Source organism: Lentzea guizhouensis (genome assembly GCF_001701025.1).
Taxonomy (GTDB): Bacteria; Actinomycetota; Actinomycetes; order Mycobacteriales; family Pseudonocardiaceae; genus Lentzea; species Lentzea guizhouensis.
On the sequence record NZ_CP016793.1, the window covers coordinates 4,016,002 to 4,042,571 of the forward strand.

Consider the following 26,570-nt stretch of genomic DNA (forward strand, 5'->3'; position numbering starts at 1 on the left):
CCTTCAGGTGAGGAGAAAGGTTTTCAACGCCGTTTAACACGTCTGGGTGATGGCAGAAAGTCGCCATGTCTGGAATCCGTCACGAAAGGGTTCCACAGAGTGATGAACGAGCGATTTGTACTGACCGAGAGTGACTAGAGCCAGCCGCGCCGTGACGCCTGCACGCCGAGCTGGAACCGCGTCTGGGCGCCCAGCAACTGCTGCAGCCGGCTCACCCGCCGGTGCACCGTCCGCTCGCTGACCCCGAGCTCCCGCGCGATCGACTCGTCCGTCAGACCCGCGCTGAGCAGCGACAACAGCCGGTGCGTCGCCAACGTCGGCTCGCCTTCGTCGTTGTCCTGCCCGCTCGCCGTGATCGGCACGCCCATTCGCCAGAACGCCTCGAACAACTCGACCAGCGCACTCAGCAACACGGACGGGTGAATGAGCAGCGCCACGACGTTCCCGCCCGTCACTGTCGGCACCGCGATCAAGGCCCTGTCCGAATCCGCCACGACGAGCTTCAGCGGCACCCCGGGGAACGCCCGCGCCTGCTCACCGACCGCGATGCTCTCCTGCACCGACGCGAACCCCTGCGGGTCTTGCAGCAGCGACGAGTCGTAGACCACCCGGTAGCCGACCCCGCGGGCCAGTGCCGGCGGCTGCGCGGGACTCGCCTCCGGCTGCGGGCTCAGGTACGAGCCGGGGTCCAGCGCCCGCACCTCGGTCTTCGCCTGGCTCTGCATCTCCTCGAACGCGGCGATCACCTCGCCCGCGTCCCTGAGCACCTCGACGAAGTCCGCCTCCAGCCCGCCCCGCGCGGCATAGGCCCGCGCCAGCACCTCGGCGGTCTCCCGTGCCTTCTGCGCGGAGACTTCGTGCTCCGAGGCGATCGCCGCCAACGTCGACCGCGGCGGCCGCACCTGACCGCCACGGGTGAGCCCGAGCCGTTCGAGCTCCTCCAGCGCCGCACCGGCATTCACGCGCCCGCCCCGCAGCAGCGCCAGGTACAGCTGCTCGGCCTCCGCCGACAAACCCCCGTGCACGCCGCTCCCTCCGGTCCTTCTGAACCGAAGGTACCTGCCGCGATCAGGCGGCCCGGTGCATGATGCCGAGGAACAGCGCGTCGAACGCCCGGTCGGGCAACACCCTGCGCGCGAACAGGACCGGCCGCGCCAGGAACCCCGCCGCGTACCTGGTCCTCGGCCTGCGCGCCTGGGCAGCCTTGACGATCACGTCCGCGATCACCTCCGGCTCCGACCCGCGCTCGGTCTGCGCGAAGAACGCCGACAGCGCCTCGACCTGGTCGCGGTAGGCACCCTGCCCGGAGGTCTTCTTCATGTTCTCCACCGCGATGCCGCCCCACTCGGTCTTGATCGCGCCGGGCTGGATCACCACGACGTCGATCCCGAACGGCTTCAGCTCGAGCCGCAGCGAGTCGCTCAACCCCTCCACCGCGAACTTCGTCGAGTGGTACCACCCTCCCAGCGGCTCGTAGATCCGCCCGCCGATCGACGACACGTTCACGATCCGCCCGCTGCCCGCGTTCCTCATGTGCGGCACGACGAGCTGCACCAGCCGCGCCAGCCCGAACACGTTGACCTCGAACTGATATTTGCCCTCCGCCAGCGGCACGTCCTCGAACGCCCCGTACGACCCGTAGCCGGCGTTGTTGACGAGCAGGTCGATCCGCCCGGTCTCGGCGATGACCTGCTCGACGCCCGCGACCATCGAGTCGTCCTCGGTGACGTCCATCCGCACCACCCTGATGCCGCGCTTCGCGAGCCCTTCCATCCGCTGGAGCCGCCGCGCCGCCGCGTAGACCGTGTAACCGGCCTCGTGCAACGCCACCGCCGTCGCCTCGCCGATGCCCGACGACGCGCCCGTGACCAGTGCGACCTTCATGCCCGCTCTCCTAACTAACCAGTTGGTTGGCTGCATTTCCAGGCAACCACGCTCGACGGTCGACTGTCAACCAACTAGTTGGTTAGAATCGCCACGTGGCGAGGGACAAGGAAGCAACCAAGGCGAAACTGCTGGAAGCGGCGCTGACCGAGTTCGCGGCGCACGGCATCGCGGGCGCGCGCGTCGACCGCATCGCCGCCAAGGCCGGCTGCAACAAGGCGATGATCTACGCGTACTTCGGGTCGAAGGAGGACCTGTTCGACGAGGTCCTGAAGATCCAGATCACGCGGGTGGTCGAGGCGGTGCCGATCACGCCGGAGGACCTGCCGGGGTACGCGGGGCGGTTGTTCGAGACGTACGAACGGCAGCCGGAACTGCTGAGCCTGGCGGGGTACCACCGGTTGGAGAACGGGTTCGAGGCGATCTCGAAGGCGGAGGCCGACGCGCACGTCGAGAAGGTGGCGGCGATCGCCGCCGCGCAGGAACGCGGCGAGCTACCGCGCGAGTTCACGGCCGAGGAGTTGCTGAACCTGACCGTGCACATGTCGATCCTGGCGTTCTCGACCCCGGTGGCGAGTCGTGAGCTGGTGGTTTGCGCGGTCAAGAAGCTGATCGCTCCTTAGTTTTGCTTACGATCAACCATATCGTTGGAGTTCGATCAACTGCTTGGCGTCAAGGTCGTATACCGCTCCGTGTCAGATCTGCGATCGGTCGAGTGATAGTTGTTGGTCCATATGAACAAAAAGACGTTCGGGGTGTAACGTTAATCGTTGGTGTGCGATTTCATAGCATGGAACCGCTGATTGCACCGTGTTTCCTACGAGGTGCCGGAACCGCTGATCGGGTGAACCTCCGGGTGCGGCAGGACTGCTTGACCCGATAACGCACCTGGGAGGGCTCAGGGTGACGCAGTGAACGGCAACGCACTGGCCACCGGGGGGCTGGCATGACCACGCGCAATGACATCGCTGGCGCTGTTCACGGTCAGGTCGTCCAGGCTGAGCACATCGGTCAGGTCTTGCTGAACGCGCCCGGTGACCGGGAATATCGCCCGATGCAGTTGCCTCCTCCGCCACACGCCTTCGTAGATCGGGTCGACGTGTTGCGGTCGATGGACCGGGCACTCGCAAACCAGAGACGTGGACCTGCTCTGTTCGTGTTGAGCGGGATGGCCGGGGTGGGCAAGAGCGCAGCTGCGGCACAGTGGGCGCACACCAACAAAAGCCGGTTCGAAGGTGGCGTGTTGTACGCCGATCTCACCGACTTCCGCGGTCACCGAGGCGTGAGCACGAGCGATGTGATTTCTGCGTTCTTGGGCGCGTTGGGCGTCCATGCGCCGTACATCCCGGCGATCAGGTCTGAGCGCATCGCACTGTTCCGCAGTCGTACGGCGGACGCGCCGGTGCTGGTCGTGCTGGATGGCGCGGACGAGCCGGCGCAGGTGCGTTCAGTGGTGCCGAGCGCACCGGGCAGCGTTGTGGTCGTCACCAGCCGGCACCGGTTGGCGGGCCTCGCCATCGACGGCGCCGAGTTCATCGACCTGTCACCGCTGAACAGCGATGACAGCGTGAGCCTGATGACGAGGATGGTGGCGTCCAGGCGGATCGATGCGGACCGGATGGCGTTCCAGCAGCTCGTCCGACTGTGCGCGGGGCTGCCTTTGGCGCTCCGCGTGGCCAGTGCCGGCCTCGCACATCACCGACGGTGGCCGCTCGCACGACTGGTGCGGCACCTCTCGGACGATCGGGAACGGCTGAACCGGTTGGTCGTCGAAGGGGAGGGCAGTTCGGTGGGAGAGATGTTCGACCTGGCCTACGACGACCTGGCGAACGAGGTGCGACGTCTCTACCGCGTCCTGGGGCTGCACCCCGGTTCCCACTTCTCGCTCGAACTGGCCGCGGTGGCGGCAGGGCTCAGCGCAACGGCCGCCGAGGAGCTGCTGGAGTCGCTGTGCGCCGCCAACCTGTTGGAAGAGGTCGGCGCCGACCGGTTCCGCTTCCACGAGCTGATCGCACTGCACGCCCGGCGCCGGGCTGATGCCGAACTGGCCGCCGAGGAACGACGAGACGTTGTGCGCCGGATCGTCGACTGGTTCGCCCTTGGCGCGGCTGCGGCCGATGCCGCGATGCTGGGGGCGCGGTGGCGGCTGGCGGAACCCGACCTCAGCGGCTGGCACGTCGAGTTCGACGGGGGCGCGGCGGTGTCCTGGCTGGAAACGGAGCGTCCAAACCTGCTCGCAGTGCTGCGGGCGGCCGATGCTTTTGGCTGGTACGAGGTCGTCTGGCGGATGTGCGACTCGTTGTGGCCGTTCTTCCACGTGCGAAAGCACTATTCAGACTGGGTCGAAGCACATCGGCTGGGTGTCGCCGCCGCGCAGATCACTGAGAACCCGGTGGCGGAAGCGCATCTGAGAAATCGTTTGGCGCGCGCACACATCGAAATGCGGGATTATTCACCGGCTTCGGCTCAACTCGACGAAGCTGCCGTGTTGTCGGATGACGAACGTGTCGCCGCGGTGCTGTTGGAGTCGCGCGGCCTTCTGTACCGGGAGCTGCGGCGTTATCCCGAGGCAGTGGACATATTTCGCCAGCTCGTCGCCAAACAGGAGAAAGCAGGGGATGATCGCGCGTTTGCGATGCAGTCCTATCAACTGGGTGATGTGCTGGTGCGGGCGCAGCGCGCCGACCAGGCGGTTCCGGTGCTCGTCGCCGCGTTGACGGTGGCCACCAGGCTGCACAACGAGAAGTCGGTGGAGGCGAAGGTGCGGATCGCGCTGGGCGCTGCGTACCACTGTCTGCGCCAGTACGACGACGCACGCGCTGAACTGGAGTCCGCCGTCCGGGTCACCCACGCCAGGAAGGAGCCGGTCAAGGAGGCGCAGGCGTTGGAGGAGCTCGTCCGCGTCGCCGAGGCCCGAAGTGATCGTTCGCTGTTCCAGTCATCGGCGGAACGCCTCTACCGGCTGTACGCGGAGGCGAAGAACCCTCGCAGCGCCGAAGTTCGGCGGTGGCTCGAAGCTGATCGGCGCGCGGAGGATGAAGGTTGACCCACCGCACTGATGTCATGTGCGGGTCGTGCGTCAAGACACCTCGAAGTCTTCTGTGGTGACCGGATTGCCGCGGACCAGCTGCCAGTACGCGGTGATGGCAGCGGTGGTCGGATCACCTCGTGCGCTCACCCTTGTGCCGTCCCGGCATCGAACCAGGCACCCGCCGCCCTCAAGCGCGGCGGCGGCGAGCGCCCCACCCCAGTTGGCGAGTGATTCCCCCAGCCACGTCTCGGCTTCCTCGGCCGACAGGGGCTCGTCGTGCACGATGATCTCAGCGAGGTCCCTGGTCTCCGGGTAGATCTCGTCGTGGCGGATGACGAGAATCGAGGTCGGGTGGTCCTCGCGGGTGGTGACGATCGCCGGGTAGCGCTCGATCGACAGGGAGACGGGATCGTCGCGCTGCTCCCGCACCACCACTCGATGCGCGGTGATCGGCTCGCCTCGAACCACCTTGATCGAATCGGGTCGCCGTGGCCGAGGCGGAGCGGACACCGGCGGCAGGCCGATCAACGAGCGCGCGGCGTTCACGACGGACTCCAGCCCGCGTCCGGGCATCGCGAACAGTTGCTCGACGAACGGCGCCCACCTGTCGGGTCGGTGGTCCCGCAGCGCTTCTTCAATCTGGTCCCGGAAGGGCACGCCGTCGACCAGGTGCGGCAACGCGGCGTGCAAACCGGCCAGGGGCGAACGCTCGTCGATCTCCTTCGAGCCGTCGACGGCGAGCAGGACGGGCAGGTCGAGTGCGACCCCGTAGTTCGTGACGCTGCCGTGGTCACCGATGACGATGTCAGCTGCGATCAATGCTGCCTGCCACGTCGTCTGGTCCACCAGCACCAGGCCGCTGTCCAGTTCGTCGCGGAAGTCGTGCCTGATCTCGTAGGGCGACCGGCCGAACCAGACGTTGGGGTGGAAGACGGCCAAGACCAGGTATTCGTCCGCAGGCAGTTGGGCGACGAGTCGGCGGTAGACATCGGGGCGGGTGCCAAGGGTTGAGTACTCGTTCCAGGTCGTGGAGATCGACACGACCGTCCGCCGACCTGCGCCGAGCTCTCGACGGATGTCGCGGCGCAGGAGCGTGCCGGCCCTGAGCCGATCCAGGACCGGGTCGCCGACGACGATCCCGTGACCGCGGGCATCCTCGCAGAGCCGGGCCCGTTGTTCTTCGTGGGAAAGGCAGATCAGGCTGGCGTAAACCCTGCCGTTCGACATGAGCTCGTGCGCGGAGGTGCCCACCGCCGCCTGCTCGCCGCCAGTCGACTCGAGCCGCTTGCGGTTGTACCCGACGCCGTGCGGCATCACCAGGATGGGACCGGTCAGTTCACCGAGTCGGCTGTCGGCGTGGGCAGCGATGATCAGGTCCCACTGCCGGCTCTTGGCCTCCTCCCACGGGAGTTCCTCGGCGTCCATCTCCTCGAGTCGGCGACCCAGTTGACGGGCGAACTTCGACCCGGCGTCGATCGTGAACTTGATCGCCGGCTTGAGGTGGTCGCCCAGGCCGTGGAGCACTTCGAGAACCCGGTCCGTCGACGTGTGGTTGCGTGCGACGACGAGTATGTCGAACTCGACTCGGCGGGTCTCCTTCTCGCGGTCCCGCGCGCCATCGCGGCGGCGCGGCCGGGTGGGACGCGTCTCCGGGTTGAGGGCGGGATCTCGCATGGACACGACGCGCTCCGCTCGTGCGTGGCGATTCGCTGCCGACTCGCCTACTGTGCCTTGTGTCGAGTTGCGACCGAACCATAAGGCACTAGTCGATAAGCTACGTGGCAGATTGCCGCGATGCAAGACTAGGAGTGAGTCGATGACCGTGCCGGAGAACAACCCGGTGGTGCAGCAGAGGAGACTGCGCGGAGAGCTACGCAGGGCTCGTGAGCAGGCAAAACTCACTCAAGCGCAAGTCGCTGATGATATGGATTGGTCGGTCTCCAAGGTCATCCGCATCGAGACCGGGGCCGTGGGTCTTTCGCTTGTTGACCTACGGGCCCTGCTCCAGCTCTACGGCGTGGACGACCGTGCGGTGGTCGATGGGCTCGTGGAGATGGGCAAGGCGAGCCGCAAGCGGGCGTGGTGGGACGACTTCCGCGAGTACATCGGCGACACGATGGTCAAGTTCATCGGGTTGGAATCCTCGGCCTCCATCATCCGGCAGAACCAGGACGAACTGATGCCGGGTCTGATGCAGACATCCGACTACGCGCGTGCGGTCCAGCAGATCTATGGCACACCTGCGGATGTCGTCGAGAAGAAGACAGAGGTGAGGATCAAGCGACAAGAAATTCTGGATCCGGGCAGGTCCGCGAAGTTCTTCTTCGTCATTGATGAAAGTGTTCTCCATCGAGTTGTCGGTGGAGTCGCGGTGATGCGTGAGCAGCTGCTGCAGCTCAAAGAATTCAGTCGCCAGCCGAATATCAGCATTCAGGTGCTGCCGTTCTCGGCAGGTATGCACATCGGAATGAAGCTCGGTGCATTCAGCGTGCTCGAGCTCTCGGGAGGTCTGCAGGACCCTGTGGCCGTGACGGAGCATCCGGCTGCGGGCTTGGCAATCGAAGACAAGGCCGAGCAGGTCAGTGACTTCGTCGAAGCGTTCTTGCAGCTGGAAGCGATTGCGCGACCAAAGGAGGAGTTGGAAGCGAGGATTGAGCGGGCGATCCGCGACCTCGGCTGAATTTCAGATACGCGAGCCGCCAGGTGGGTCGGAGTAGTGCTGATCCCTCCGACGGTGGTAGAGCTGTGCCCAAACGGCCCGATAAGCTGGGATGCGGTCTTATCGCTTCGGTCGAGGGGGCTCGATGGCGGACGAGAAGCCCGTGTGGCGGAAGAGCTCTCACTCCGGTAACCACGACTGCGTCGAGCTGACGTTTGCCGGCGGCTCAGTGTGGGTGAGGAACACGCGTGACCGGGATGGACAAACACTGGCCATCCCGGTCGAAAACTGGACACGTTTTCTCCGCCAACTCCTCGGCGCGGCGAACAGGTGAAGTCGGGTCGGGACCGAGGTGACTGTCGGCCAGCGTTTCCGCACGCTGCCGTGCTTGCGCGACGAGGCCGCTGAACGGAGCCGGCGGGGATATTCGATCAGGTCCTGCGCAGCAGGTAGGTGTCCATGATCCACCCCTTGCGCGCACGGGCTTCCTCGCGCAGCGCCCGGATCTCCGCCGCCACCTCACCGACCCGCCCCGACACCAGGATCTCGTCCGGCATGCCCAGGTAGGCGCCCCAGTAGATCCACGTGTCCTGGTCGACGCCCTCGAAGGAGCACTTGGCGTCCAGCATCACGGCCACGTCGTCGACGTCCGCGGGCCAGCCCTCGGCGAGGCGGCGGCCAGTGGTGATCTGCACCGGTTTGCCGACCTGGTTCAACGCGACCCGGTGGCCCGCGGTCAGGGCGGCCACCGAGGTGACGCCGGGGATGACCTCGACCTCGAACTCCAGGCCGCGGGCGAGGAGGTCGTCGAGGATGGCGAGGGTCGAGTCGTACAGGGACGGGTCGCCCCAGACCAGGAAGGCGCCCACCTCGTCGTCGGCCAGTTCGGCCAGGAGGCCGGCGCACACGTCGGCGCGGTCGCGGCGCCAGGCCTCGATGGTCTGCACGTAGTTGTCGGGGGTGCGGTCGCGGTCCGGGTCGCGGCCCTCGAGGACGCGGTAGGGGCCGGTGACGTGGTCGGCCAAGATGGACTGGCGGAGGTCGACGAGCTCCTGTTTCACGGCGCCCTTGTCGAGCACGAAGAAGACGTCGACCGTCTGCAGGGCCTTGACCGCCTGCAGGGTGAGGTGGTCGGGGTTGCCCGCGCCGATGCCGATGACCAGGATCTTTCGCACGGCGACACCCTAGACGGGGCGTTCGGCGGTCAGGCGCGGGGTCTTGCCGGTGCGGGGGGCCGGCCGGCCGTCCGCTCGGGTGGGCGCGGGAAGCCGCCGCTGTGGAAGTACAGGTCGGCCGGGACCGGGTCGGCGTCGGGTGGCAGCCGGCGCGACTCGGCCGGGTCGTCGAGCACGGCGCAGCCGGTGAACCGGTCGTCGAGCTGCACGGAGACGCGGTTGCTGTAGCGCTGCAACGCGTACACGCCGTCGTGCGGTTCTCCGCTGTACCCGCCGAGCATGGAGCCGGGCGTGGTGATCCGGTGCACGCCGACGGAGACGAACGCGCGGGCCAGCGCAGCGGTGTCGGGGCGTCCGGCGGCGAGGCCGACGGTTTGGAGATAGCGCCGCATCGGGCGCAGGACCGAGGTGATCTGCTTGCGAGGCAACGGTTTCACCCACACCGTCCGGTGCAGCGGCGAGGTGCGCGGTGCGAACCGGACGTCCGCGAGCACGCGCCAGTGCGGGCCGCGGTGCACCTTGGTGTAGCCGAGGTGCTCCTCCAGTTCGGTCACGACCACGGTGTTCGTGATCTCGGCCCACTCCGCCTGCGACGGTTCGCGGGTCGGCGGGGCGGTCAGCTCCAGCACCGAGGCGAACCGCTCGGCGAACGCGAACACCTGCCGCGCGTCCTCGGTGTCGAGGTAGATCACCTGTGGGCTGGAAGGGGACTGCTGTTCCAGGTGGGACACGTCCGCCGCGAGCGCGTGCAGGGTGTCCACATCGGACCAGAGTTCGCGGGTCAGGTAGGCGAACGACAGCTTGGGGCCCCAGTCGACGACCCGCGTGCCCGGTCGCACCGACGCGGAGACCTCGGTGATCGCCTCCTCGTCACCCCAGACGGCCACGGCGTCGGCCGCGCCGAGCACCGCGGCCATCCAGTCGGTCGAGGAGGACGCGGGGCTCAGCACGACCAACCGGGCGGCGATCTGGCCGGAGGGGTCGTGCGCGGCCAACGCGGCCAGCACCCCGGCGGTGAAACCGGCGTCCTCGGGCGTCACGACGTTGAGGTTGCCCGACAGCAAGCCTTCGACGGCGCTCAGCACACCGGTGGCGGGCGCGCTGCCCGCGGTCACGTGGGCGAGCAGGCCGAGCGGCACCCAAGCCTCGTAGGTCGGCACCCGGAAGTCGAAGCGCACCAGCCTGGCCGGGTCGAGGTCGCCGAGCTCGTGCCGGAGCTTGCGTTCCAGCTCGGGGCGGCTCAACGCGTGCCGCAGCGCCGCCAGCGCGTCGTCGGCCTCCACGGCGTCGAGCCCGCACGCCACCAGCGCGGCGCGGTGCTCCTCCAGCCGCGGGACCAGTGCCTCGGCGGCGGCGAGCACCACGAGCGGGTGCAGCCGCGGGCCGGAGACGACCTGCTGGGTGCGGTCCTCCAGGGTGTGCAGGCGCTGGGTGACGGCCTCGTCCCCGATCCACTCGCCCTGCCAGAAGTGCCTCATGCCCTGCCTTTCAGGAGCTCCGCGGCGGAGATGGCGCAGGAGCGGTTGCGGAAGACACCGGCGCGGCCGAGGACCTCGAACCACGGGGTCGCGGTGCCGCAGCCGCACTCCTCCGGTGCGTGCAGCACGGCGAGGTCGTCCATCAGGACGCTCTGCGCGGGTGCCGAGGTGATGTGCGGCGACATCAGCTGGAGGTAGCCGGACTTGCCGTACGGCAACGGTTCCAGCGTCCGGACGTCCCGCACCAGGGCCCGCGACCAGGTCGGCACGTGCAGGTTGTGGTGCGCGCACCCGACGTACGGGACGGAGTGCTCGACCGAGCCGTAGCTGCCGCGGATCCGCACGTCCGCGCTGCCGGACGGTCCGGTGACCTTCGCGCGCACGCGGTCGACCGTGAAGCTCAGGAACGCCGGGAAGCCGGAGATCCGCACCGGCGGGCCGTTGTGCGTGAACCGCTGCAACGCCCGGATGCCGCCGAAGTCGACCAGGTGCCGCGCGTGCTCGGCGTCGATGAGCCCGTGGTGCGCGCAGATCCGCGCCACCATCCGCTGGTTCGCGCGCACCGTCCAGGCGTCCCAGAACATCTGCGACTTCTGCCCGGTCGTGCCGGACGAGGTGGCGTGCACGACGATCTCGTTGCGCGGCACCGAAAGCACCTCGTGCATCTTGAAGAAGTGCGCGTGCACGAACGGCTGCTCGGTGATGTCGCCGACCGGCTTGCCGTACCACAACCGGCGGAAGAACTCGCTGCGCCGCGCGTGCCAGCGGTTCGACTCGTTCATCGCTTCGAGGAACAGGCCGGTGTGGCCGTGGTCGTAGGGAGCCGCGACGTCGCAGAGCTCCTGGACGGCGCGCAGAGATGGATCCGGCACCCTCACGGGCTCGAACTCGGGTGCCACCGCCGTGCCTCCACTTTCCGGCTGAACGAATACCGAACCACGTTACTGGTCGGTACTACCGCCGTTCAGGTGAGCGGGGCGCCGGAGCAGTGCAATTGAATCCGAAGGGCGATGTGGATCACACGGAATATCAAGTCGAGCTTAATGTGTTAATGCGTGAACTGGGCCGTCTGGGGTAATACCAGCAGGTAGGCGTGGTCCTGATGGGCGGCCGAGGTCGAAGTTGCGGAATTTCGGCAACCCCGGCCGCCTGTGTCCCCAGGATTTCACCGTCTTAATTGGCGAGTACGTGGAGAATTCGCACCGGCTTCTTGGGTGCGCCGTCGAGCGTCCCGTCCGGCTGCGGCACGATCCCGGCCTCGACGATCCGGTCCAGCGTCTCCATGCCGTGCGTGACGTGCCCCATCACCGTGTACACCGGCTTGATGTTCGCGAACGAGTGCACGATGAAGAACTCGCTGCCGTTCGTCCCCGGCCCCTGGTTGCCGTACGCGATGGTGCCGCGCGGGTAGGTCTCCTGCCCGGTCACCTCGTCCGCGAACCGGTACCCCGGCCCGCCCTCCTCGGCCCGGTAGATGTCACCGCACTGCAGCACGCCCAGCCGCGTGGTGTCCGTGAGCCGCCAGCACTGCGTCATCGTGTAGAACCAGTTCCGCGCCAGGTGCGCGAAGTTCTCGACGCCGCACGGCGCGTTCGCCCGGTCGAGCTTCGCGACCACGACCCCGTAGTTGGTCACGATGGTGACCTTCACGGTGCCGCGCGCCGGGACCGTCGACGCGGGTGGCTGGACCGGGCGGGCCGCCGGGTTCTCCGGCGTGGGGATGAACTCGCACCGCGCGGTCGGTGGCGCGGCATGTGCGGTGGCAGGTGCGAGGACGACCATCATCAGTACTGCGAGCAGTAGCCTCATGCCCGCCGACCGTAGTCGCGGCACGACGCCACTGCCTAGTGGCGCGACTCGTAACGCGGGCGGGTAATTCACGCTCAGCAGGCCGCCTCGCGGCACCACGAGGCGGCCGTCTGACCGCGAATTACCCGGCACCGTTCCGAGCCACGCCACTAGACGTTCACGGTCTCGCGCTGCACCGCCGGCGCCGTCTTCCGCTTCGGCTTGCGCTCCAGCCACCACTGCGCGATCAGCAACGGCACGACCCAGCCCATCCACGTCGAGATCCCGGCGATCGTGTTCTGCACGTCCTCCTCCGGGATCCGCCCGTCCAGCACGATGAACGCCACCGCGCCCCAGATCCGGTTCGAGATGATCGACACGGTCAGCGCGAAGCTGCGGATCATCCACTTGCGGTGGTCGCGGAACTCGCGCCGCCGGGCCGCACGCCAGCCGAGCCAGGTGAACAGCAACCACAGCGTGGCCATCAGGACGTTGCTGCTCCACGCCACCGGGCCGAACGGCGTCATGTACCCGATGATCCAGCCGGACACCCCCGCCGGCAGCACGCCACCCCACACGTAGACCCGGCCGACCCGGCGGTGCCAGACCGGGTAGCGGCCGCGGAACCACGGCCAGACCTGCAGCACGCAGGCCAGGATCGCCACCGACGCGAACACGACGTGGACCACCAGCAGGGCGTAGTGCGGACCCCAGTCCGACTGCACGCGGGCAGCGGCCCGATCCCCGGTCAGGTACGGCGGCAGCGAGAACGCCACGAACGCCAGCACCACGAACGCCAACGGTCCCACCCAAGGCCTCCTCAACATGGCCACACCGTCGCAAGCAGTGCTCACCGCTCACGCACCGATCGCTGACGTGACCCTCTGACACCTCGCTGACACCGGCTGTCAGGTTGCTGTGAGCGCGGGTGGGCAAGGTCGGCGGCATGAAGCCGACAAGCCTGATCGCTGCCGCGGCGCTGGTGCTCCTGGCGGCGCCCGATGCCCGGGCGGCGTCCTGCAGCGGCCGCGGCTGCAACGGCGAGGACCCGGTGCGGGCCGGGTGCAGCGCCGGTGCCACGGTCGCCGACACCGCGGCGATGTTCACCTCCGGCACGGCCGAACTGCGGTGGTCGCCGGCCTGCAGGACGAACTGGGTGCGGGTCGTGAACTACCCCGGCGGGCAGAGCGCCCTGCGGATCACCGTGTGGGCGGGCGGCGACCGGGTCGGGTTCCCGGCTCCGGGAACGCCGGGAACGCATTGAGGGAACATGGTCCACGCGCCTGGGTGCGCCCGTGGCGAGGTGGTCTACGTCGACAGGGACGGCAGCCACCACACCGCCCGGCTCGCGTCCAGCGACTGCTGAGGGGACGCGCCATGACCGGCTACATCACCGACTGAGCACCCTTCGAAGAACCACTGGAAGCATGTCCGGCCACTCAGCCGGTCCGGGACACGCCTTAGCCCCAGCCGATCACGCTCTCCAGCAGGTCGTCCCTGCGCAGACCGGGTGTGCCGAGCAGTTCGGCCGCCCGGTCCGCGTGCGTTCCCGGCTCGGCCTTCGCCAGCGTCCGGTGCGCGGCGCCCATGCCGTACCGGTCACCGGTGGCGCTGGTGATCCGCAGGCAGCTCTGCGCGTCCGTCACGGCCGCGGCGGTGTCGCCCTGCGCCAGCAGCACCTCCGCCCGGCACAGCAGCGCCTGCCACTCGTCGTTGTGCTCTCCGGTCTGCCGGCACAGCTCGATGCACTCGTCCAGCGCGGCTTTCGCGGCGCCGAGGTCACCGAGCTTGAAGTGCGCCTGTCCCGACGAGGCCAGCGCGTACGCGGTCCCGGCCGCGTCTTCCGCCGCGTACTTCAGGCTTTCGGCCGCGGCGTCCAGCGCCTTCTCGTACTCGCCGGCCACCAGGTGCACCTGGGCCAAGGCGGACAACGGAACCCGTTGCGCGCCGACCGGTCCGTGCGCCGCGGTCAGCTCGACGGCCGCCAGCAACGTCTCCTCGGCGAGCTCCAGCTCCCCCTGCTCGCGCTGGACCGTGCCGATCCCGGTGAGCGCCCGCCCCCGCCCGAACGGGTCGTCGGCCCGCGCCTCCAGCACCTCTTCGAGCTGCGCGCGGGCGGTCTCGAACTCCCCGGTCCTGCGGTGGACGGCGGACCGCACCAGCAACGCCGTCTGCCGCGCCTGGCTCGTCCCGACGGTGTCCGCGGCCTGCTGCGCGATCTGGCCCAGCTCCACCAGGTCCGCGACCCGGTCCTGTTTGAACAGGTGCGGGTACAGCATGTGCGCGATCGCCAATGCGTGCTCCGCCAACGGTTCGCGCGCCACCGACCGGGCAGCGGCCAGCAGGTTCTCCGCCTCCTCCGTCAGCCACCGCAACGGTTCGTCGATGTCCGCGGCAGTGGCGTTCGTCAGCGCACCGAACGCGTGCGGCCGCAGCTTGCGCAACGCGGCGGTCAACGTCTCGCGGTAGTGCGCCAGCGCCCGTTCCAGCGCCTCCTGCCGTTCGCCGCTCGGCTGCTCGGCGCCGAAGAGCCGCAGCAGGTCGTGCACCCGGTAGCGCTCGGCCCCGCACGGTTCGACGAGCCTGGCGTCCACCAGCGAGTCCAGCGCGCGGTCCACATCGGACTGCCCGAGCAGTGCCCGCGCCACGTCCTCGCTGACCGACGGCACGTTCAGGCGGCACAGCAACGCGAACGCCCGCTTCGCCTGCCCGCCCAGCCCCTCGAAGCTCAGCTGGAAGCTCGACCGCACGCCGAGGTCGTCGAAGTGCAGCTCGTCCAGCCGGTGCCGCCGGTCGGCGAGCCGGCGCGCCAGCGTCGCGGTCGTCCAGTCCGGCCGGCTGCGCAACCGCGCCGCGCGATCGTGAGCGCCAGCGGCAGGTGGTCGCAGGCCCGGGCGACCTCCTTCGCCGCCTCGCCGTCGTCGCCGAGCAACCGCACGGCGTCGGCCTCCGGCAACGGGTCGAGCCGCACGTGCCGGGCGCCCAGGGTCGCGAGCATCCGGCGGCTGGTGATCAGCACCTTGGTGCCGGTCTCACCCGGCAGCAGCGGGCCGACCTGGGCCGCGTCGACCGCGTTGTCCAGCACCACCAGCACCTTGCGCCTGGCGAGCGTCGAGCGGTAGAGCGCGGCGGCCTCGGACTCCTCGGTCGGGACCGCGAGCGGCGGCGTGCCCAGCGCGCGCAGGAACCGCCGGATCACCTCGCCGGGCGACTGCGGTGCACGGCCGGGCGTCGCGCCGTGCAGGTCCGCGTACAGCTGTCCATCGGGGAAGAGTTCAGCGAGCTCGTGCGCCGCCGTCACGACCAGTGCGCTCTTGCCCTGCCCTCCCGGTCCGTGCACCGCGACGACGGACTCGGCCGAACCGGTGACCAGCGCGACCTCCGCGGTGCGGCCGACGAAGTGCTCCGGCGCCTTCGGCAGCTCGCGGGGGACCGCCGGCAGGTCGCCCCGCAGGATCGCCGTGTGCAGGTCCTGCAGCTCCTGGCAGGGGTCGAGCCCGAGCTCGTCGGCCAGGTGCCTGCGGCCCTCCTCGTAGACGCGCAGCGCGTCCGCCTGCCGGCCACCGCGGTGCAGGGCGGTCATCAACGCGCCGCGCAACCGTTCCCTGGTCGGGTGCTGTGCCACGTACCCGGTCAGCTCGCCGATCACCTCCAGGTGCCGGCCGCCCCGGACCTTCTTCTCCACACTGCGCTCGACGGCCGCGAGCCGCTCCTCCTCCAGCTGGTTCGCGAGCTGCGTGTTCGTCGTGAGCTCGGCGAGCGCGGGCCCGCGCCAGTGGCTCAGCGCCTCGTCGGGATCCGCCGCCGAGCGGAACCGGTGCAGGTCGAGGCTTCCCGCCGGGACGTCGAGCCGGTAGCCCTGGCGAGACCAGTGCAGCGCTACGCCGGGCAGCTCCTTCAGTGCCCGCCGCAGCTGCGACACGTGCACCTGAACGGCCTTGCGCGCGCTCGCGGGCGGGTCGCCGTCCCACAGGACCGACATCAGGTGGTCGACGCTCACGGTCTGCCCGGTGTGCACCAACAGCAGCGCGAGGACCTGGCGGGGTTGACCGGCGGGGACGCGGACGTCCCGCTGCCCGTGCGTGACGAGCAGCGGCCCGAGCACCCCGAACCGGACACCCTCCACGGCGTTCACGATATCCCGGTGTCCCAACTGGTTCACAACCGCGAAAGTCCACAACGCGCAGGTGGTGCGGCTCGATATCGGTATCGCTTTGTCCGCCGTAAATCCGGTGCGCCGAGAAGACCGCTGCGCCGACCGGCGGGGGACCGCTTGCACCGGCGACTGGAACACGTTTTGGAAAACGTGCGGATCGAGCAACGGTCAACGACGAAGTTCCGTCTACTCCGTTGGGGAGCGAGTCGCGTTGCGCCCCTCGGGTGTCAGCCAACAGGTGGAGGCGCGATCATGGACGCGATCCGCGCGGGGAAAGGTGTGCGAATCGCCGTCGGACCGGCAAAAGTCGTGCGAAAATCGTTCGCGGACCGCGGACGGGCACCGGCGACGCACCTGAGGTCGACGTTGCGTGGTGGGAGCCGGACCAGCCCGTGGGCGGATTGGGTGAGCTGGGTGCCCGGCTGTCGCAGCGGCACTCGGATTCTTTGGTGCGGAAAACAGAACACTGATTTGCGGTAGCGTCGGATCCGTATTAGTGGGTCACCTCATTGGAGTAACGGCGGTGCCGCGATGATGAGGAGTCGGGCATCATCACTGGCTCGACCAAGTCGCAGAACGAGGGGTCTCGTGTGACCATCTTCCGTGCCGGCCGGACCGGAGCGTGGTGGATGTACCTGGTGGCAGGTCACCTGCTGCTGGGCATCTACTACCTGATTCCGGTGAGTCCCGCGGGCACAACGGGACAGACGGTGCGAGTGGTGCTCTACTGCACGATCTCCGCGTCCGCCGCCGTCGCGACATTCGCCGGGGTGAAGCGCAACCGCCCCCAATGGAGACGGCCCTGGGTGTTCCTCGCGCTGAGCCAGGTCGTTTACGCGGTGGCGGACCTGACGTTCTACGCGTCGCACTACATCTTCCGGTACACGGTTTACCCCTCGTACGCGGACATCTTCTACCTGGGCCACTACCCGTTGATGGTCGCGGGCGTGATCCTGCTGATCCGCCGCCGCACGCCAGGGCTTGACCTGCCGAGCCTGCTCGACGCCGCCGTGCTCGCGGTGGTGGCCGGCATGGCGTCCTGGCTCTACGTCATCGGCCCGCAGGCGCGGCTCACGTCGCCGGTGCTGGTGAAGGTCGCCTCGCTGGGCTACCCGATGATGGACCTCGCGCTCTTCGTGGTGGCGCTGAGGCTGATCTTCGGCGCCGGGCCGCGACCGCGCGCGTTCGTGCTGCTGACGGCGAACCTGCTGGGCATCCTCACCGCCGACACCATCTACGTCCTGCAGCGCCTCGACGGCAGCTACCACGCGGGCAACTTCCTCGACGCCATCTGGCTGTCCGCGAACCTCTGCATGGGCGCCGCCGCGTTGCACCCGACGATGGCCAGGCTGGTCGACCGGGCGCACATGAAGGACGTCGGCCTGAGCCGCGGCCGGCTCATCGCGCTGTGCTCGGCCGCGCTGGCGGCACCGGTGCTGATGCTGGTGCACGACGTCGGCCAGTCGTCGCAGGACGTCGTGGTGATCGCGGCGGGCAGCGCGCTGCTGTCGTTGCTGATCATCGCCCGCCTGGCGGGGCTCGTGGCCGACCAGCGCAAGCTCGCGATCACCGACAGCCTCACCGGCCTGCACACCCGCCGGTTCTTCGAGGCGCAGCTGCCGCTGGAGATCTCGCGCGCCCGGCGCAACGACGGCTCGGTCGCGGTGTTCATCATCGACGTCGACCGGTTCAAGTCGATCAACGACAACTACGGCCACCCCGCCGGGGACGACGTGCTGATGGAGGTCGCCGCCCGGTTGCGCGCGGCCTCGCGGTCCGGTGAGGTGCTCGCGCGCTACGGCGGCGAGGAGTTCGCGCTGCTCGTGCCGGACGCGGGCCCCACCAGGCTGTCGGTGATCGCGAACCGGCTGCGCGAACGCGTGGCGGAGAGGCCGATCCCGGTCAACGCGGGCAACGACGACATCCCGCTGTCGGTCACGGTGTCGGTGGGGTCGGCGAGCTTCCCGACGCACGGCGACGGCCCCGACGAGGTCGTGGTGATCGCGGACCGCGCGCTGTACGCGGCGAAGGCGGCCGGGCGCAACCGGATCGCGGTCGGTCCCGAGCCGTTGCCCGCGGTCGACCCGGACACCGACGGCGCGATGGCGGAGTTCCTCTGCCAGGTGGCCGACCGGGTGGACGGGTGGCTGCACCGCTACGACCACAGCCGTTCGGTGTCGCGCTGGGCCGGGGTGGCCGCCGGGGAGTTCGGCCTCGACGCGCCCACGATCAGGGTGGCGCAGCTGTCCGGCCGCCTGCACGACATCGGCAAGATCATCATCCCGGAGGTCGTGCTGACCAAGCCGGGCGCGTTGTCGGAGGAGGAGTGGCGGCTGCTGCGCCAGCACCCGGACTTCGGCTACCGGCTCGCGCGGATGGTGCCGGGGTTCGCGGGCGTGGCGCACGTGATCAGGCAGCAGCACGAGCGCTACGACGGCACCGGCTACCCGGACGGGTTGAAGGGCGCGGACATCAGGGCCGAGGCGCGGATCCTGTCCGTGTGCGTCGCGTGGGCGGCGATGCGGTCCAACCGTCCACATCAGACCGCGCTGGACGAGAACCGGGCGCGGCGGGAACTGTGGGCCGGACGCGGCGAACAGTTCGATCCGGACGTTGTGGACATGTTCCTCGATCTGCACACCCAGGGCAGCATCGGAATGTTGCGTCCGTCCGGATTGTCCATTCAGGAGGCTGGTTTTCCCGCCGACTTCAGGCCGTGACCACCCGCGGGTGGCATGCTTCGCGCCATGAGCACGGAGTACGCCGTCCCCGCGGAGGTCCCCAGCCCGCAGCGGCTGGCCCCGCCCGGTGGTCCGCTGGCGCGCTGGCTGCTCGCCGACCGGGTGGCGCCGAGCGGGCCCGAGGCGCACCCGTCGCACGCCAAGCCGCACGCGTGGTGGAAGGTCATGACGCTCACCGGCGTCGACTACTTCTCCACGCTGTCGTACCTGCCGGGCATCGCGGCGCTGGCGGCGGGAGCGTTGTCCCCGCTGGCCACGCTGCTGATCGTCGCCCTGACGCTGCTGGGCATGCTGCCGATGTACCGGCGGGTGGCGCGGGAGAGCCCGCACGGCCAGGGCTCGGTGGCGATGCTGGAGAACCTGCTGCCGTTCTGGCGCGGCAAGGTCTTCGTGCTCGTGCTGCTCGGGTTCGTGGCGACGTCGTGGATCATCACGATCACGCTGTCGGCCGCGGACGCCTCGGTGCACGCGCTAGAGAACCCGTACGTGCCGCAGGCGCTGCACGGCCACGAGCTCACGGTGACGATCGTGCTGCTGCTGGTCCTCGGCGGGGTGTTCCTGCTGGGCTTCAGCGAGGCCGTGGGCGTCGCGATCCCGCTGGTGGCGGTGTTCCTCGCCCTCAACGCCGTCGTGGCCGTGGTGGGCCTCGTGGACGTGTTCGCGACGCCGGACGCCCTGCAGCGCTGGATCGACGCCCTGGGGGTGCACGGCGACGGCGTGTTCGGAGTGGTCGGGCCGGCGGTCCTGGCGTTCCCGCTGCTCGTGCTCGGCCTGTCCGGGTTCGAGACGGGCGTCTCGATGATGCCGCTGGTCGCCGCCTCCGGGAAGACGCCGCGGGAGCAGCTGGAGAGCCGGGTGCGCAACACCCGCAAGCTGCTCACGACCGCCGCGCTGATCATGTCGGTGTACCTGGTCGCCACGTCGTTCATCACGACCGTGCTGGTGCCGCAGGACAAGTTCGCGGCGGGCGGCCCCGCCAACGGCCGGGCGCTCGCCTACCTCGCGCACGAGCTGCTGGGTGAGGCGTTCGGCACCGTCTACGACATCAGCAGCATCCTGATCCTGTGGTTCGCCGGTGCGTCCGCGATGGCGGGCCTGATCAACATCGTGCCGCGCTACCTGCCGTCCTACGGCATGGCACCGGAGTGGGGCCGCGCGGTCCGGCCGGTGGTGATCGTCTACACGGTCATCTGCGTCATCATCACGATCATCTTCAACGCCGACGTCAACGCGCAGGCCGGCGCGTACGCCACCGGGATCCTGGCGATGATGGTGTCCGGGTCGTTCGCGGTGACGGTGTCGGCGTGGCGCAAGAGGCAGCGCGGCGCGACGACCGGCTTCACCGTGCTGACGCTGGTGCTGCTGTACGCGCTGGTGGAGAACGTGGTCGAGAAGCCGGACGGCATCACCATCTCGCTCGGCTTCATCCTCGGGATCGTGGTGATCTCGCTGGTGTCGCGGGTGTCGCGCACGACCGAGCTGCGGGTCGAGAAGATCGAGTTCGACGAGGACGCCCGCCGGTTCATCACCGGAACGATCGCGAACGACGGCCGGATCACGTTGATCGCCAACCGCCGCCAGTCCGGTGACAAGGCCGAGTACGACGAGAAGGAGACCGAGCAGCGCGGGATCAACCCGGTGCCCGGCACGGCGGACGTGATCTTCCTGGAGATCGACATCGTCGACCCGTCGGCGTTCACGAACGTGCTGCGCGTGCGCGGTGCCGAGGTGGACGGGCACCGGGTGCTGCGGGCGTCGGCACCGGCCGCGCCGAACGCGATCGCGGCGGTCCTGCTGGCGTTGCGCGACTCGACCGGCGTGATCCCGCACGCGCACTTCGAGTGGTCGGAGGGGAACCCGCTCGGCCACCTGTTCCGCTACCTGATCCTCGGCCGCGGCGACACGCCACCGGTCGTGCGCGAGATCATCCGCTCGGCCGAGCGCGATCCTGCCCGGCGCCCCCGCATCCACGTCGGATAGCTGCGAGAATCTCCTTGGTACGTCGGACTACCAGGGGGATGGACGGATGTATCGAAAGACGACGGTGGTGCTCGCCGTCATGGTGGTGGCTGCGGGTGTGGTGCCCGCCGTGGCCGAGACCTCTTCCGGCGGACCGATTCGGCCGGTCCAGTCGTGTTCGTCGCTGGCGCGCCAGTACCCGCTTCCGGATGCCCGCACGCAGGTCACGTCGGCGGTCGTGGTGCCGGCGGCGGCCGGAGTGCCGGAGTTCTGCGACGTGCGCGGCACGATCGAGCCGAACATCGGGTTCCGGGTGAAGCTGCCGACGCAGACCTACCGCGGGCGGTACGTCCAGGTGGGCTGTGGCGGGTTCTGCGGTTTCGTGGAGGAGACGGCCTTTCCGCAGTGCGGGCCGGCGTTCGGGGACGCGGCGGTGGCGACCAGCGACACCGGCCACCAGGTGGCGCCGGACAACCCGGTCGACACGCGGTGGGCCCGCGACGACCAGCAGGCGCGGGACGACTTCTTCCACCGCTCGCAGCACGTGCTGGCGCGCGTGTCGAAGGTGATCACGAAGACCTACTTCGGCTCCGCGCCGCGCCGGTCGTACTTCACCGGCTGCTCGAACGGCGGCCGGCAGGCGTTGCAGCTGGCCCAGCGCTACCCGCACGACTTCGACGGCATCGTGGCCGGCGCACCGGCCGGGTTCTTCGGCGCGCTGGTGGGCTACCAGGCGTGGATCACCCGCAACGCCGTCCCGAACGACAAGATCGACCTGCTGCACGCGGCCGTGCTGCAGGAGTGCGACGGCCTCGACGGCCTGGTCGACGGGCAGCTCGACGAGCCGCGGTTGTGCCGCTTCGACCCCGCCTCGCTGGCTCCCGCGCTGACCGGCGAGGAGATCGCACGGGTGCGCAACCTCTACGCCGGTCCCTCCGACGGCGGGGTGCGGCTCTACCCCGGCGGGCAGTCGTACGGTTCCGAGCTCGGCTGGAAGTACTGGATCAACGAGGTGTCCGGCTTCTCGATCTCCGGTGCGCTGGCCGAGAACGCCCTGAAGCACCTCGTCTACCCGATCGGGAAGCCACATTCCTCGTTGGACTCCTTCGAGTTCACCGTGCGGGAGCTCCACCGGGTGGCGCAGGAGACCGTGAAGGCGAACGCGATGTCGCTGGACCTGCGCGAGTTCCGGCGTTCGGGCGGCAAGCTGGTGGTCTGGCACGGCGCCGGCGACCCCGGCATCCCGGTCGAGGGCACGCTCGACTACTGGCAGCGGCTGACCGGGGGCAGGACGCAGGACTGGGCGCGGTTGTTCGTCGTGCCTTCGTTGCACCACTGCGGCAACGGTGACGAGCTGACGGCGTTCGACCCGTTCCCCGCGCTGGTCCAGTGGGTCGAGGGTGGTGCGGCGCCGACGTCGGTGACCGCGTCCGGTGTCGGCGACGACGGCACCGTCGTGCGCACCCGGCCGGTGTTCCCGTACCCGTTGCGCGCCAAGTACGACGGCTCGGGGAGCATCGACGACGCCGCGAACTTCGCCGCGGCGCCCGGCTACCGCCTCTCCGATCGCATCAGGTGGGCCGGCGAGGGTCTCTACCGGCCCGGACCCGTTGCTCCCTGACGGAATTTCTCGATGGCGGCCTGCAACGCGCTGTCGGTGCTGCTGGTCGCCTGGTGGCCCGCGTCGCTCACGAACACGAGCTCGGCGTCGGGCCACCGCTGGGCCACGGCCCACGCGTTCTCCGGCGGGCCGCCGAAGTCCCTGCGCCCGTGGATGAGCACGCCCGGGATGCCCGTGAGCCTGTCCAGGTTGTCGAGGATGTGGTTCGCTTCCAGGAACGCCTCGTTGCCCCAGTAGTGCGTGACGATCCGCGCGAGCGTGTAGGACGTGCGCGGGTCCTCGTACCGCGTGCCGGTGAAGTCGTTGTCGCCGCCGGACATGAGCGTCAGGTCCCACTTGTTCCAGTCGTGCGCGGCTTTCGCCCTGGTTTCGGGATCTGGTGAGTTCAGCAGCCTGTGGTAGGCGACGGCGAGGTTGCCGTCCCGGTCCTCTTCCGGCACGCCGCGCTGGAGCTCCGCGAAGTGGTCGGGGAAGAACAGCCGCGCACCTCTGGTGAGCCAGGCGTGCTCCTCGGGCCGCGACGTCGTGACCGCGCTGATGATCATCTCGCTGACCCGGTGCGGGTGCTGGACCGCGTAGGCCAGCATGAGCGTCGACCCCCAGGACGCCCCGGCGATGAGCCACTTCTCGATCCCGAGGTGCTCGCGGAGCTTCTCGGCGTCGTCGATGAGGTGCTGGGTGGTGTTGTGCTCCAGGCTGGTCGCCGGGTCACCGGCGTGCGGAGTGCTCTGGCCGCAGCCGCGCTGGTCCCACAGCACCAGCAACCAGTGCTCGGGGTCGAAGTCCTCGCGCCACCGCGGGTTCAGGCCACTGCCGGGTCCGCCGTGGAACACGACCGCCGGTTTCCCCTGGGAGTTTCCGCTGACCTCGTAGTGGATCCGTTGCCCGTCACCGACGTCGAGCCAGCCCTCGTTCACCGGAACTTCGCCACGGCCGCGGTGATCGCCTGGCTCATGCTGTTGCCCTCCTGGGCCTGGTGCCCGGCGTCGCCGAGGATCACCAGCTCGGCGTCCGGCCACCCCTTGGCCACCGCCCACGCGGTGTGCAGCGGCCCGCCGAAGTCGTTGCGCCCGTGGATGAGCACACCCGGAATGCCCTTGAGCCGGTGCAGGTTGTCGATGATCTCGTTCGGTTCGAGGAACGCCTCGTTGCCCCAGTAGTGGGTCACGACCCGTGCCGTGGTGTACCGGAAGCCGGGGTCGTCGTAGGGCGTGCCGGTGAAGTCGTTGTTGCCACCGGTGACCGTGGCCAGGTCCCACTTGCTCCAGTCGTGGGCGGCCTTCTCGCGCGTTGCCGCGTCGGCCGAGTTGAGCAGCCGGTGGTAGGCGAGGGCGAGGTTGCCGTCGCGGTCGTCCTCCGGCAGCCCTTCGAGGAACTTCTCGAAGTGGTCGGGGAAGAACATGCTCAGCCCGCGGGTGATCCAGGCGTGCTCCTCGGGCCTGGACGTGGTGACCGCGGCGAGGATGATCTCGCTGACCCGGTGCGGGTGCTGCTCGGCGTAGGCCAGGGCGAGCGTGGAGCCCCAGGAACCGCCGATGACCAGCCACCTGTCGATGCCGAGGTGGTCGCGGAGCTTGTCGGCGTCGTCGACGAGGTTCTGGGTCGTGTTGTGTTCGAGGCTGGTGGCCGGGTCACCGGCGTGCGGGGTGCTCCGGCCGCACCCGCGTTGGTGCCAGATGACCAGTTTCCAGTGGGCGGGGTCGAAGTCGCGGTACCAGCGGGCACCGTCGGAGGGCGCGCCCGGCCCGCCGTGGAACACGACGGCGGCTTTGCCGTCCGGGTTGCCGCTGATCTCCCAGTGGATGTGGTTGCCGTGGGAGACGGGGAGGAGGCCCTGGTCGTAGGGCTGGTAGTCGGAGGGCATGGGGGCAGGCTATTGGGGGAGGGCGGGGAAGGTGATCCGGTTTTTCCGGCCGGCCCGCGAACGCCACGACGGCGGGTGCACGGTGTCGACGACCACCGCCCACCCGCCACGCGCGGACCAAGCCGTGTCAGGACTTCTGCTTCGCACCGATCTGGTCCAGCACCTCGGTCTGCGACACGATGATCTTCCCGGCCAGCGCCTTCGACCCCACGTGCTCGCCCTTGGCCTGCGCGTCCTTCGCCATGTCGATGCCACTGCGCAGGTGTCGGGACAGCGTCGCCAGGTACAGCGCGTCGAACTGCGCGCCCTGCGCGGTCTTCAAGGCCTCCACGTCCTTGGCGGTCATCATGCCCGCCATCTTGTGCGTGGCGTGCGGGTCGTCACCGGGGATCTGGATGTTCCACGACCGCAGGTACGTGGACATCTGCTCGATCTCGCCGGCCTCGGCGGTGGCGATCTTGTCGGCCACGTCGACGACGAACGAGTCCTTCGAGCGTTCCACCGCGAGCTTGGAGACCTCGATGGTCTGCCGGTGGTGCGGAATCATGCGCAGCGAGAACGTCGCATCCGCCTCGTTGGCCGCTGGTTCGCCGGAACTGCCGCCGCCGACCGTCGAACAGCCCGTCAGCGCCAGCAGACCCAGCACCACCATGAGCAGACGCGCACGCATGAAGCCTCCCGTCCTCGGTTCCCTGTCGAGGCATACGGAAGGGTGTTCTGTCCGGTTCAGCGGAAGTTCTACTGCCTGACCCGCTCGATGACGGCGTTCACCACGTCGGGGTGGCCGAGTGGCATGGGTGCGGGCACGCGGTCGTCGGCTGACGGGTGGGTGCGGGCGATCACCTTCCCGAACGGGGCGGCGATCTCGGTCTCGGGGTCGACGAGGAGGACCGAGTTCACCAGGTGTTCGTGGCGGCGGACCAGGTCCACGACGTCGGCTGCGATCGGGCCGCTGCAGACCACGTCCAGGCGGACCGGGGACTCGTCGTCGCGGTGGGCCGCGAGCACCTTGTCCACTGTGGACTGCCAGGTCGGTGCGGCCGGGACGCGCAGCCACACGACGCGCACGGTGTCGGTGAGAGGGCGCCAGGTCGCGGGGATGCCGTCGTGCACGGCCTCGCCTGCTGGATCGATCACGAGGACGGTGGGGGCGCCTGCCGGTCCGTCGACCACGACGCCGGGGCCTGCCGCTCGGACGGGCTCGTCGAAATCACGCATGAGCCTGGGGTTACCCGTCCGCGGGCGAATCACTCCGCCGGCAGGACCACTTGTCCTGCTGGACCGGTTGACGAAGAACTCGATCCGGATGGCTGACGGTGACTCCTTGACCACTCCACGAACTCGATTTATGGTCTAGACCACACCGAAACCCGATCGGCGAGCGATCCACCGCGGCGCCGGTTCCCGCCCCTGCCAACGGGTCCACCCCGCCTGGGAACGAACCAAGGAGTTCGGACAGAAGATGAAGATCACCCGAAAAGCAGCTCTCGTCATGGCTGCGGTCCCTGCGATCGTGCTCATCACGCCGGTTGGCTCGGCCAGCGCACACGGTTACGTGTCGTCGCCGCCGAGCCGTACGGCGCAGTGTGCGCAGAAGACGGTTCCCTGTGGTGCGCCCGCGTATGAACCGCAGAGCGCCGAAGGTCCCAAGGGCCTGATGAACTGCAACGGAGCCCGCGGCGACTTCGACGAGCTGAACAACGACAGCAAGGGCTGGGTCGCGACCAGCACGGGCACCAACCTGCAGGTGACCTGGACCTTCACCGCCCGTCACCGCACCCGCGACTACGAGTACTACATCAACGGCTCGCGGGTCGCGTACGTCAACGGCAACAACGCGGCCCCGGTCGACCCGGTGCGGCACACGATCAACCTGAGCGGCTTCTCCGGCCGCCAGAAGATCTTCGCCATCTGGAACATCGCCGACACCGGTGCCGCGTTCTACTCCTGCATCGACGTCAACGTGAACGGCGGCGGCACTCCGCCGCCCACCACGAACCCGCCGACGACGCAGCCGCCCACCACCCAGCCGCCGACGACGCAGCCGCCGACCACGCAGCCGCCCGCGGGTGGCACGTGGGCCGCGAACACGTCCTACGCGACGGGTGCGCAGGTCACCTACGGCGGCTCGACGTACCGCTGCCGGCAGGCGCACACCTCGCTGACCGGCTGGGAGCCGCCGAACGCGGCTTCGCTGTGGGAGCGGGTCTGATC

General features: G+C 69.1%; 23 protein-coding genes. 9 read left to right on the forward strand and 14 right to left on the reverse strand.

Going from position 1 to position 26,570, the window contains the following annotated elements; translation table 11 throughout:
- Nucleotides 1–134 precede the first annotated feature (134 nt).
- Together BBK82_RS20100 and BBK82_RS20105 are read right to left on the reverse strand one after the other, a co-directional pair.
- On the reverse strand, nucleotides 135–1,025 hold the full coding sequence (locus BBK82_RS20100; protein WP_065916375.1) for a helix-turn-helix transcriptional regulator: 891 nt from the start codon (nucleotides 1,023–1,025) through the stop codon (nucleotides 135–137).
- 43 nt (nucleotides 1,026–1,068) lie between these two features.
- On the reverse strand, nucleotides 1,069–1,884 hold the full coding sequence (locus BBK82_RS20105; protein WP_065916376.1) for an oxidoreductase: 816 nt from the start codon (nucleotides 1,882–1,884) through the stop codon (nucleotides 1,069–1,071).
- 95 nt (nucleotides 1,885–1,979) lie between these two features.
- On the opposite strand from BBK82_RS20105, the gene BBK82_RS20110 reads away from it, so the two are divergent.
- Together BBK82_RS20110 and BBK82_RS20115 are read left to right on the forward strand one after the other, a co-directional pair.
- Nucleotides 1,980–2,507 (forward strand): TetR/AcrR family transcriptional regulator, encoded by a 528-nt coding sequence (locus BBK82_RS20110; protein WP_065916377.1) that lies wholly within the window; start codon nucleotides 1,980–1,982, stop codon nucleotides 2,505–2,507.
- Nucleotides 2,508–2,830: 323 nt separating this feature from the next.
- Nucleotides 2,831–4,930 carry a tetratricopeptide repeat protein gene (locus tag BBK82_RS20115; protein ID WP_083268051.1) on the forward strand — a complete coding sequence of 700 codons (2,100 nt, stop codon included), beginning with the start codon at nucleotides 2,831–2,833 and terminating at the stop codon, nucleotides 4,928–4,930.
- A 33-nt stretch (nucleotides 4,931–4,963) separates the two neighbouring features.
- Here the strand turns inward: BBK82_RS20115 and BBK82_RS20120 are convergent, their stop codons facing one another.
- Nucleotides 4,964–6,715 (reverse strand): hypothetical protein, encoded by a 1,752-nt coding sequence (locus BBK82_RS20120; RefSeq protein WP_170067938.1) that lies wholly within the window; start codon nucleotides 6,713–6,715, stop codon nucleotides 4,964–4,966.
- A gap of 16 nt (nucleotides 6,716–6,731) precedes the next feature.
- Between BBK82_RS20120 and BBK82_RS20125 the strand changes: the two genes are divergently transcribed.
- Both BBK82_RS20125 and BBK82_RS47605 read left to right on the forward strand, forming a co-directional pair.
- Complete coding sequence (locus BBK82_RS20125) at nucleotides 6,732–7,595, forward strand: helix-turn-helix domain-containing protein (protein ID WP_071812639.1); 864 nt, start codon at nucleotides 6,732–6,734, stop codon at nucleotides 7,593–7,595.
- A 124-nt stretch (nucleotides 7,596–7,719) separates the two neighbouring features.
- The gene (locus BBK82_RS47605) at nucleotides 7,720–7,908 is read left to right on the forward strand and encodes a DUF397 domain-containing protein (RefSeq protein ID WP_071812640.1); all 189 of its coding nucleotides are present in this window, start codon (nucleotides 7,720–7,722) and stop codon (nucleotides 7,906–7,908) included.
- A 97-nt stretch (nucleotides 7,909–8,005) separates the two neighbouring features.
- Here BBK82_RS47605 and cobF read toward each other — a convergent pair whose 3' ends face one another.
- The 5 genes from cobF to BBK82_RS20150 all read right to left on the reverse strand — a co-directional run bounded on the left by cobF (nucleotide 8,006) and on the right by BBK82_RS20150 (nucleotide 12,824).
- On the reverse strand, nucleotides 8,006–8,749 hold the full coding sequence (gene cobF / locus BBK82_RS20130) for a precorrin-6A synthase (deacetylating) (protein WP_065916380.1): 744 nt from the start codon (nucleotides 8,747–8,749) through the stop codon (nucleotides 8,006–8,008).
- 29 nt (nucleotides 8,750–8,778) lie between these two features.
- Entirely contained in the window at nucleotides 8,779–10,227 is a 1,449-nt protein-coding gene (locus BBK82_RS20135; RefSeq protein ID WP_065916381.1) for an acyl-CoA reductase, read from the reverse strand.
- Entirely contained in the window at nucleotides 10,224–11,126 is a 903-nt protein-coding gene (locus BBK82_RS20140; protein WP_065916382.1) for a LuxE/PaaK family acyltransferase, read from the reverse strand. The genes BBK82_RS20135 and BBK82_RS20140 overlap by 4 nt, the downstream gene beginning before the upstream one ends.
- A 274-nt stretch (nucleotides 11,127–11,400) precedes the next feature.
- Complete coding sequence (locus BBK82_RS20145) at nucleotides 11,401–12,036, reverse strand: peptidylprolyl isomerase (RefSeq protein ID WP_065916383.1); 636 nt, start codon at nucleotides 12,034–12,036, stop codon at nucleotides 11,401–11,403.
- Between the two features lie 149 nt (nucleotides 12,037–12,185).
- Nucleotides 12,186–12,824, reverse strand: coding sequence for a DUF2306 domain-containing protein (locus BBK82_RS20150; protein WP_237048280.1), 639 nt, complete (start codon nucleotides 12,822–12,824; stop codon nucleotides 12,186–12,188).
- 137 nt (nucleotides 12,825–12,961) lie between these two features.
- Here BBK82_RS20150 and BBK82_RS20155 point away from each other — a divergent pair, with 137 nt between their 5' ends.
- Entirely contained in the window at nucleotides 12,962–13,279 is a 318-nt protein-coding gene (locus tag BBK82_RS20155; protein WP_154697395.1) for a DUF2690 domain-containing protein, read from the forward strand.
- A gap of 196 nt (nucleotides 13,280–13,475) precedes the next feature.
- Here the strand turns inward: BBK82_RS20155 and BBK82_RS47610 are convergent, their stop codons facing one another.
- Nucleotides 13,476–14,861, reverse strand: a complete 1,386-nt coding sequence (locus tag BBK82_RS47610) for a MalT transcriptional regulator family protein (protein ID WP_071812641.1) — start codon at nucleotides 14,859–14,861, stop codon at nucleotides 13,476–13,478.
- Nucleotides 14,744–16,141 (reverse strand): AfsR/SARP family transcriptional regulator, encoded by a 1,398-nt coding sequence (locus tag BBK82_RS20160; protein ID WP_170067939.1) that lies wholly within the window; start codon nucleotides 16,139–16,141, stop codon nucleotides 14,744–14,746. Before BBK82_RS20160 ends, BBK82_RS47610 begins: the two co-directional genes overlap by 118 nt.
- A 620-nt stretch (nucleotides 16,142–16,761) precedes the next feature.
- Between BBK82_RS20160 and BBK82_RS20165 the strand changes: the two genes are divergently transcribed.
- From BBK82_RS20165 to BBK82_RS20175, 3 genes are read left to right on the forward strand one after another with little or no spacing between them, the layout of a single operon-like run.
- Nucleotides 16,762–18,891, forward strand: a complete 2,130-nt coding sequence (locus BBK82_RS20165; protein ID WP_237048281.1) for a diguanylate cyclase — start codon at nucleotides 16,762–16,764, stop codon at nucleotides 18,889–18,891.
- Nucleotides 18,892–18,918: 27 nt separating this feature from the next.
- The gene (locus BBK82_RS20170) at nucleotides 18,919–20,892 is read left to right on the forward strand and encodes an amino acid transporter (protein ID WP_065916386.1); all 1,974 of its coding nucleotides are present in this window, start codon (nucleotides 18,919–18,921) and stop codon (nucleotides 20,890–20,892) included.
- Nucleotides 20,893–20,938: 46 nt separating this feature from the next.
- Nucleotides 20,939–22,492: a tannase/feruloyl esterase family alpha/beta hydrolase gene (locus BBK82_RS20175; RefSeq protein WP_065916387.1), complete on the forward strand. Its 1,554-nt coding sequence runs from the start codon at nucleotides 20,939–20,941 to the stop codon at nucleotides 22,490–22,492.
- Here the strand turns inward: BBK82_RS20175 and pip (BBK82_RS20180) are convergent.
- From pip (BBK82_RS20180) to BBK82_RS20195, 4 genes are all read right to left on the reverse strand, one after another.
- Nucleotides 22,465–23,409, reverse strand: a complete 945-nt coding sequence (gene pip / locus BBK82_RS20180; RefSeq protein WP_065916388.1) for a prolyl aminopeptidase — start codon at nucleotides 23,407–23,409, stop codon at nucleotides 22,465–22,467. The two genes, BBK82_RS20175 and pip (BBK82_RS20180), sit on opposite strands and share 28 nt — an antisense overlap.
- Nucleotides 23,406–24,356: a prolyl aminopeptidase gene (gene pip, locus BBK82_RS20185; RefSeq protein ID WP_065916389.1), complete on the reverse strand. Its 951-nt coding sequence runs from the start codon at nucleotides 24,354–24,356 to the stop codon at nucleotides 23,406–23,408. The genes pip (BBK82_RS20180) and pip (BBK82_RS20185) overlap by 4 nt, the downstream gene beginning before the upstream one ends.
- Before the next feature lie 127 nt (nucleotides 24,357–24,483).
- Nucleotides 24,484–25,026 (reverse strand): DUF305 domain-containing protein, encoded by a 543-nt coding sequence (locus BBK82_RS20190; RefSeq protein ID WP_065916390.1) that lies wholly within the window; start codon nucleotides 25,024–25,026, stop codon nucleotides 24,484–24,486.
- A gap of 68 nt (nucleotides 25,027–25,094) precedes the next feature.
- Entirely contained in the window at nucleotides 25,095–25,574 is a 480-nt protein-coding gene (locus BBK82_RS20195; RefSeq protein WP_065916391.1) for a hypothetical protein, read from the reverse strand.
- 274 nt (nucleotides 25,575–25,848) lie between these two features.
- Between BBK82_RS20195 and BBK82_RS20200 the strand changes: the two genes are divergently transcribed.
- Nucleotides 25,849–26,568, forward strand: coding sequence for a lytic polysaccharide monooxygenase (locus tag BBK82_RS20200; RefSeq protein ID WP_418287493.1), 720 nt, complete (start codon nucleotides 25,849–25,851; stop codon nucleotides 26,566–26,568).
- The last annotated feature ends 2 nt before the right edge of the window (nucleotides 26,569–26,570 follow it).

What these genes read in the sequence shown, in the direction of transcription:
- BBK82_RS20105 (WP_065916376.1), bottom strand. Translation starts at nt 1,884, where the DNA reads ATGAAGGTCGCACTGGTCACGGGCGCGTCGTCGGGCATCGGCGAGGCG.
- BBK82_RS20115 (WP_083268051.1), top strand. Translation starts at nt 2,831, where the DNA reads ATGACCACGCGCAATGACATCGCTGGCGCTGTTCACGGTCAGGTCGTC.
- BBK82_RS20125 (WP_071812639.1), top strand. Translation starts at nt 6,732, where the DNA reads ATGACCGTGCCGGAGAACAACCCGGTGGTGCAGCAGAGGAGACTGCGC.
- BBK82_RS47605 (WP_071812640.1), top strand. Translation starts at nt 7,720, where the DNA reads ATGGCGGACGAGAAGCCCGTGTGGCGGAAGAGCTCTCACTCCGGTAAC.
- BBK82_RS20135 (WP_065916381.1), bottom strand. Translation starts at nt 10,227, where the DNA reads ATGAGGCACTTCTGGCAGGGCGAGTGGATCGGGGACGAGGCCGTCACC.
- BBK82_RS20145 (WP_065916383.1), bottom strand. Translation starts at nt 12,036, where the DNA reads ATGAGGCTACTGCTCGCAGTACTGATGATGGTCGTCCTCGCACCTGCC.
- BBK82_RS20155 (WP_154697395.1), top strand. Translation starts at nt 12,962, where the DNA reads ATGAAGCCGACAAGCCTGATCGCTGCCGCGGCGCTGGTGCTCCTGGCG.
- BBK82_RS20170 (WP_065916386.1), top strand. Translation starts at nt 18,919, where the DNA reads ATGAGCACGGAGTACGCCGTCCCCGCGGAGGTCCCCAGCCCGCAGCGG.
- BBK82_RS20175 (WP_065916387.1), top strand. Translation starts at nt 20,939, where the DNA reads ATGTATCGAAAGACGACGGTGGTGCTCGCCGTCATGGTGGTGGCTGCG.
- pip (WP_065916389.1), bottom strand. Translation starts at nt 24,356, where the DNA reads ATGCCCTCCGACTACCAGCCCTACGACCAGGGCCTCCTCCCCGTCTCC.
- BBK82_RS20190 (WP_065916390.1), bottom strand. Translation starts at nt 25,026, where the DNA reads ATGCGTGCGCGTCTGCTCATGGTGGTGCTGGGTCTGCTGGCGCTGACG.
- BBK82_RS20195 (WP_065916391.1), bottom strand. Translation starts at nt 25,574, where the DNA reads ATGCGTGATTTCGACGAGCCCGTCCGAGCGGCAGGCCCCGGCGTCGTG.
- BBK82_RS20200 (WP_418287493.1), top strand. Translation starts at nt 25,849, where the DNA reads ATGGCTGCGGTCCCTGCGATCGTGCTCATCACGCCGGTTGGCTCGGCC.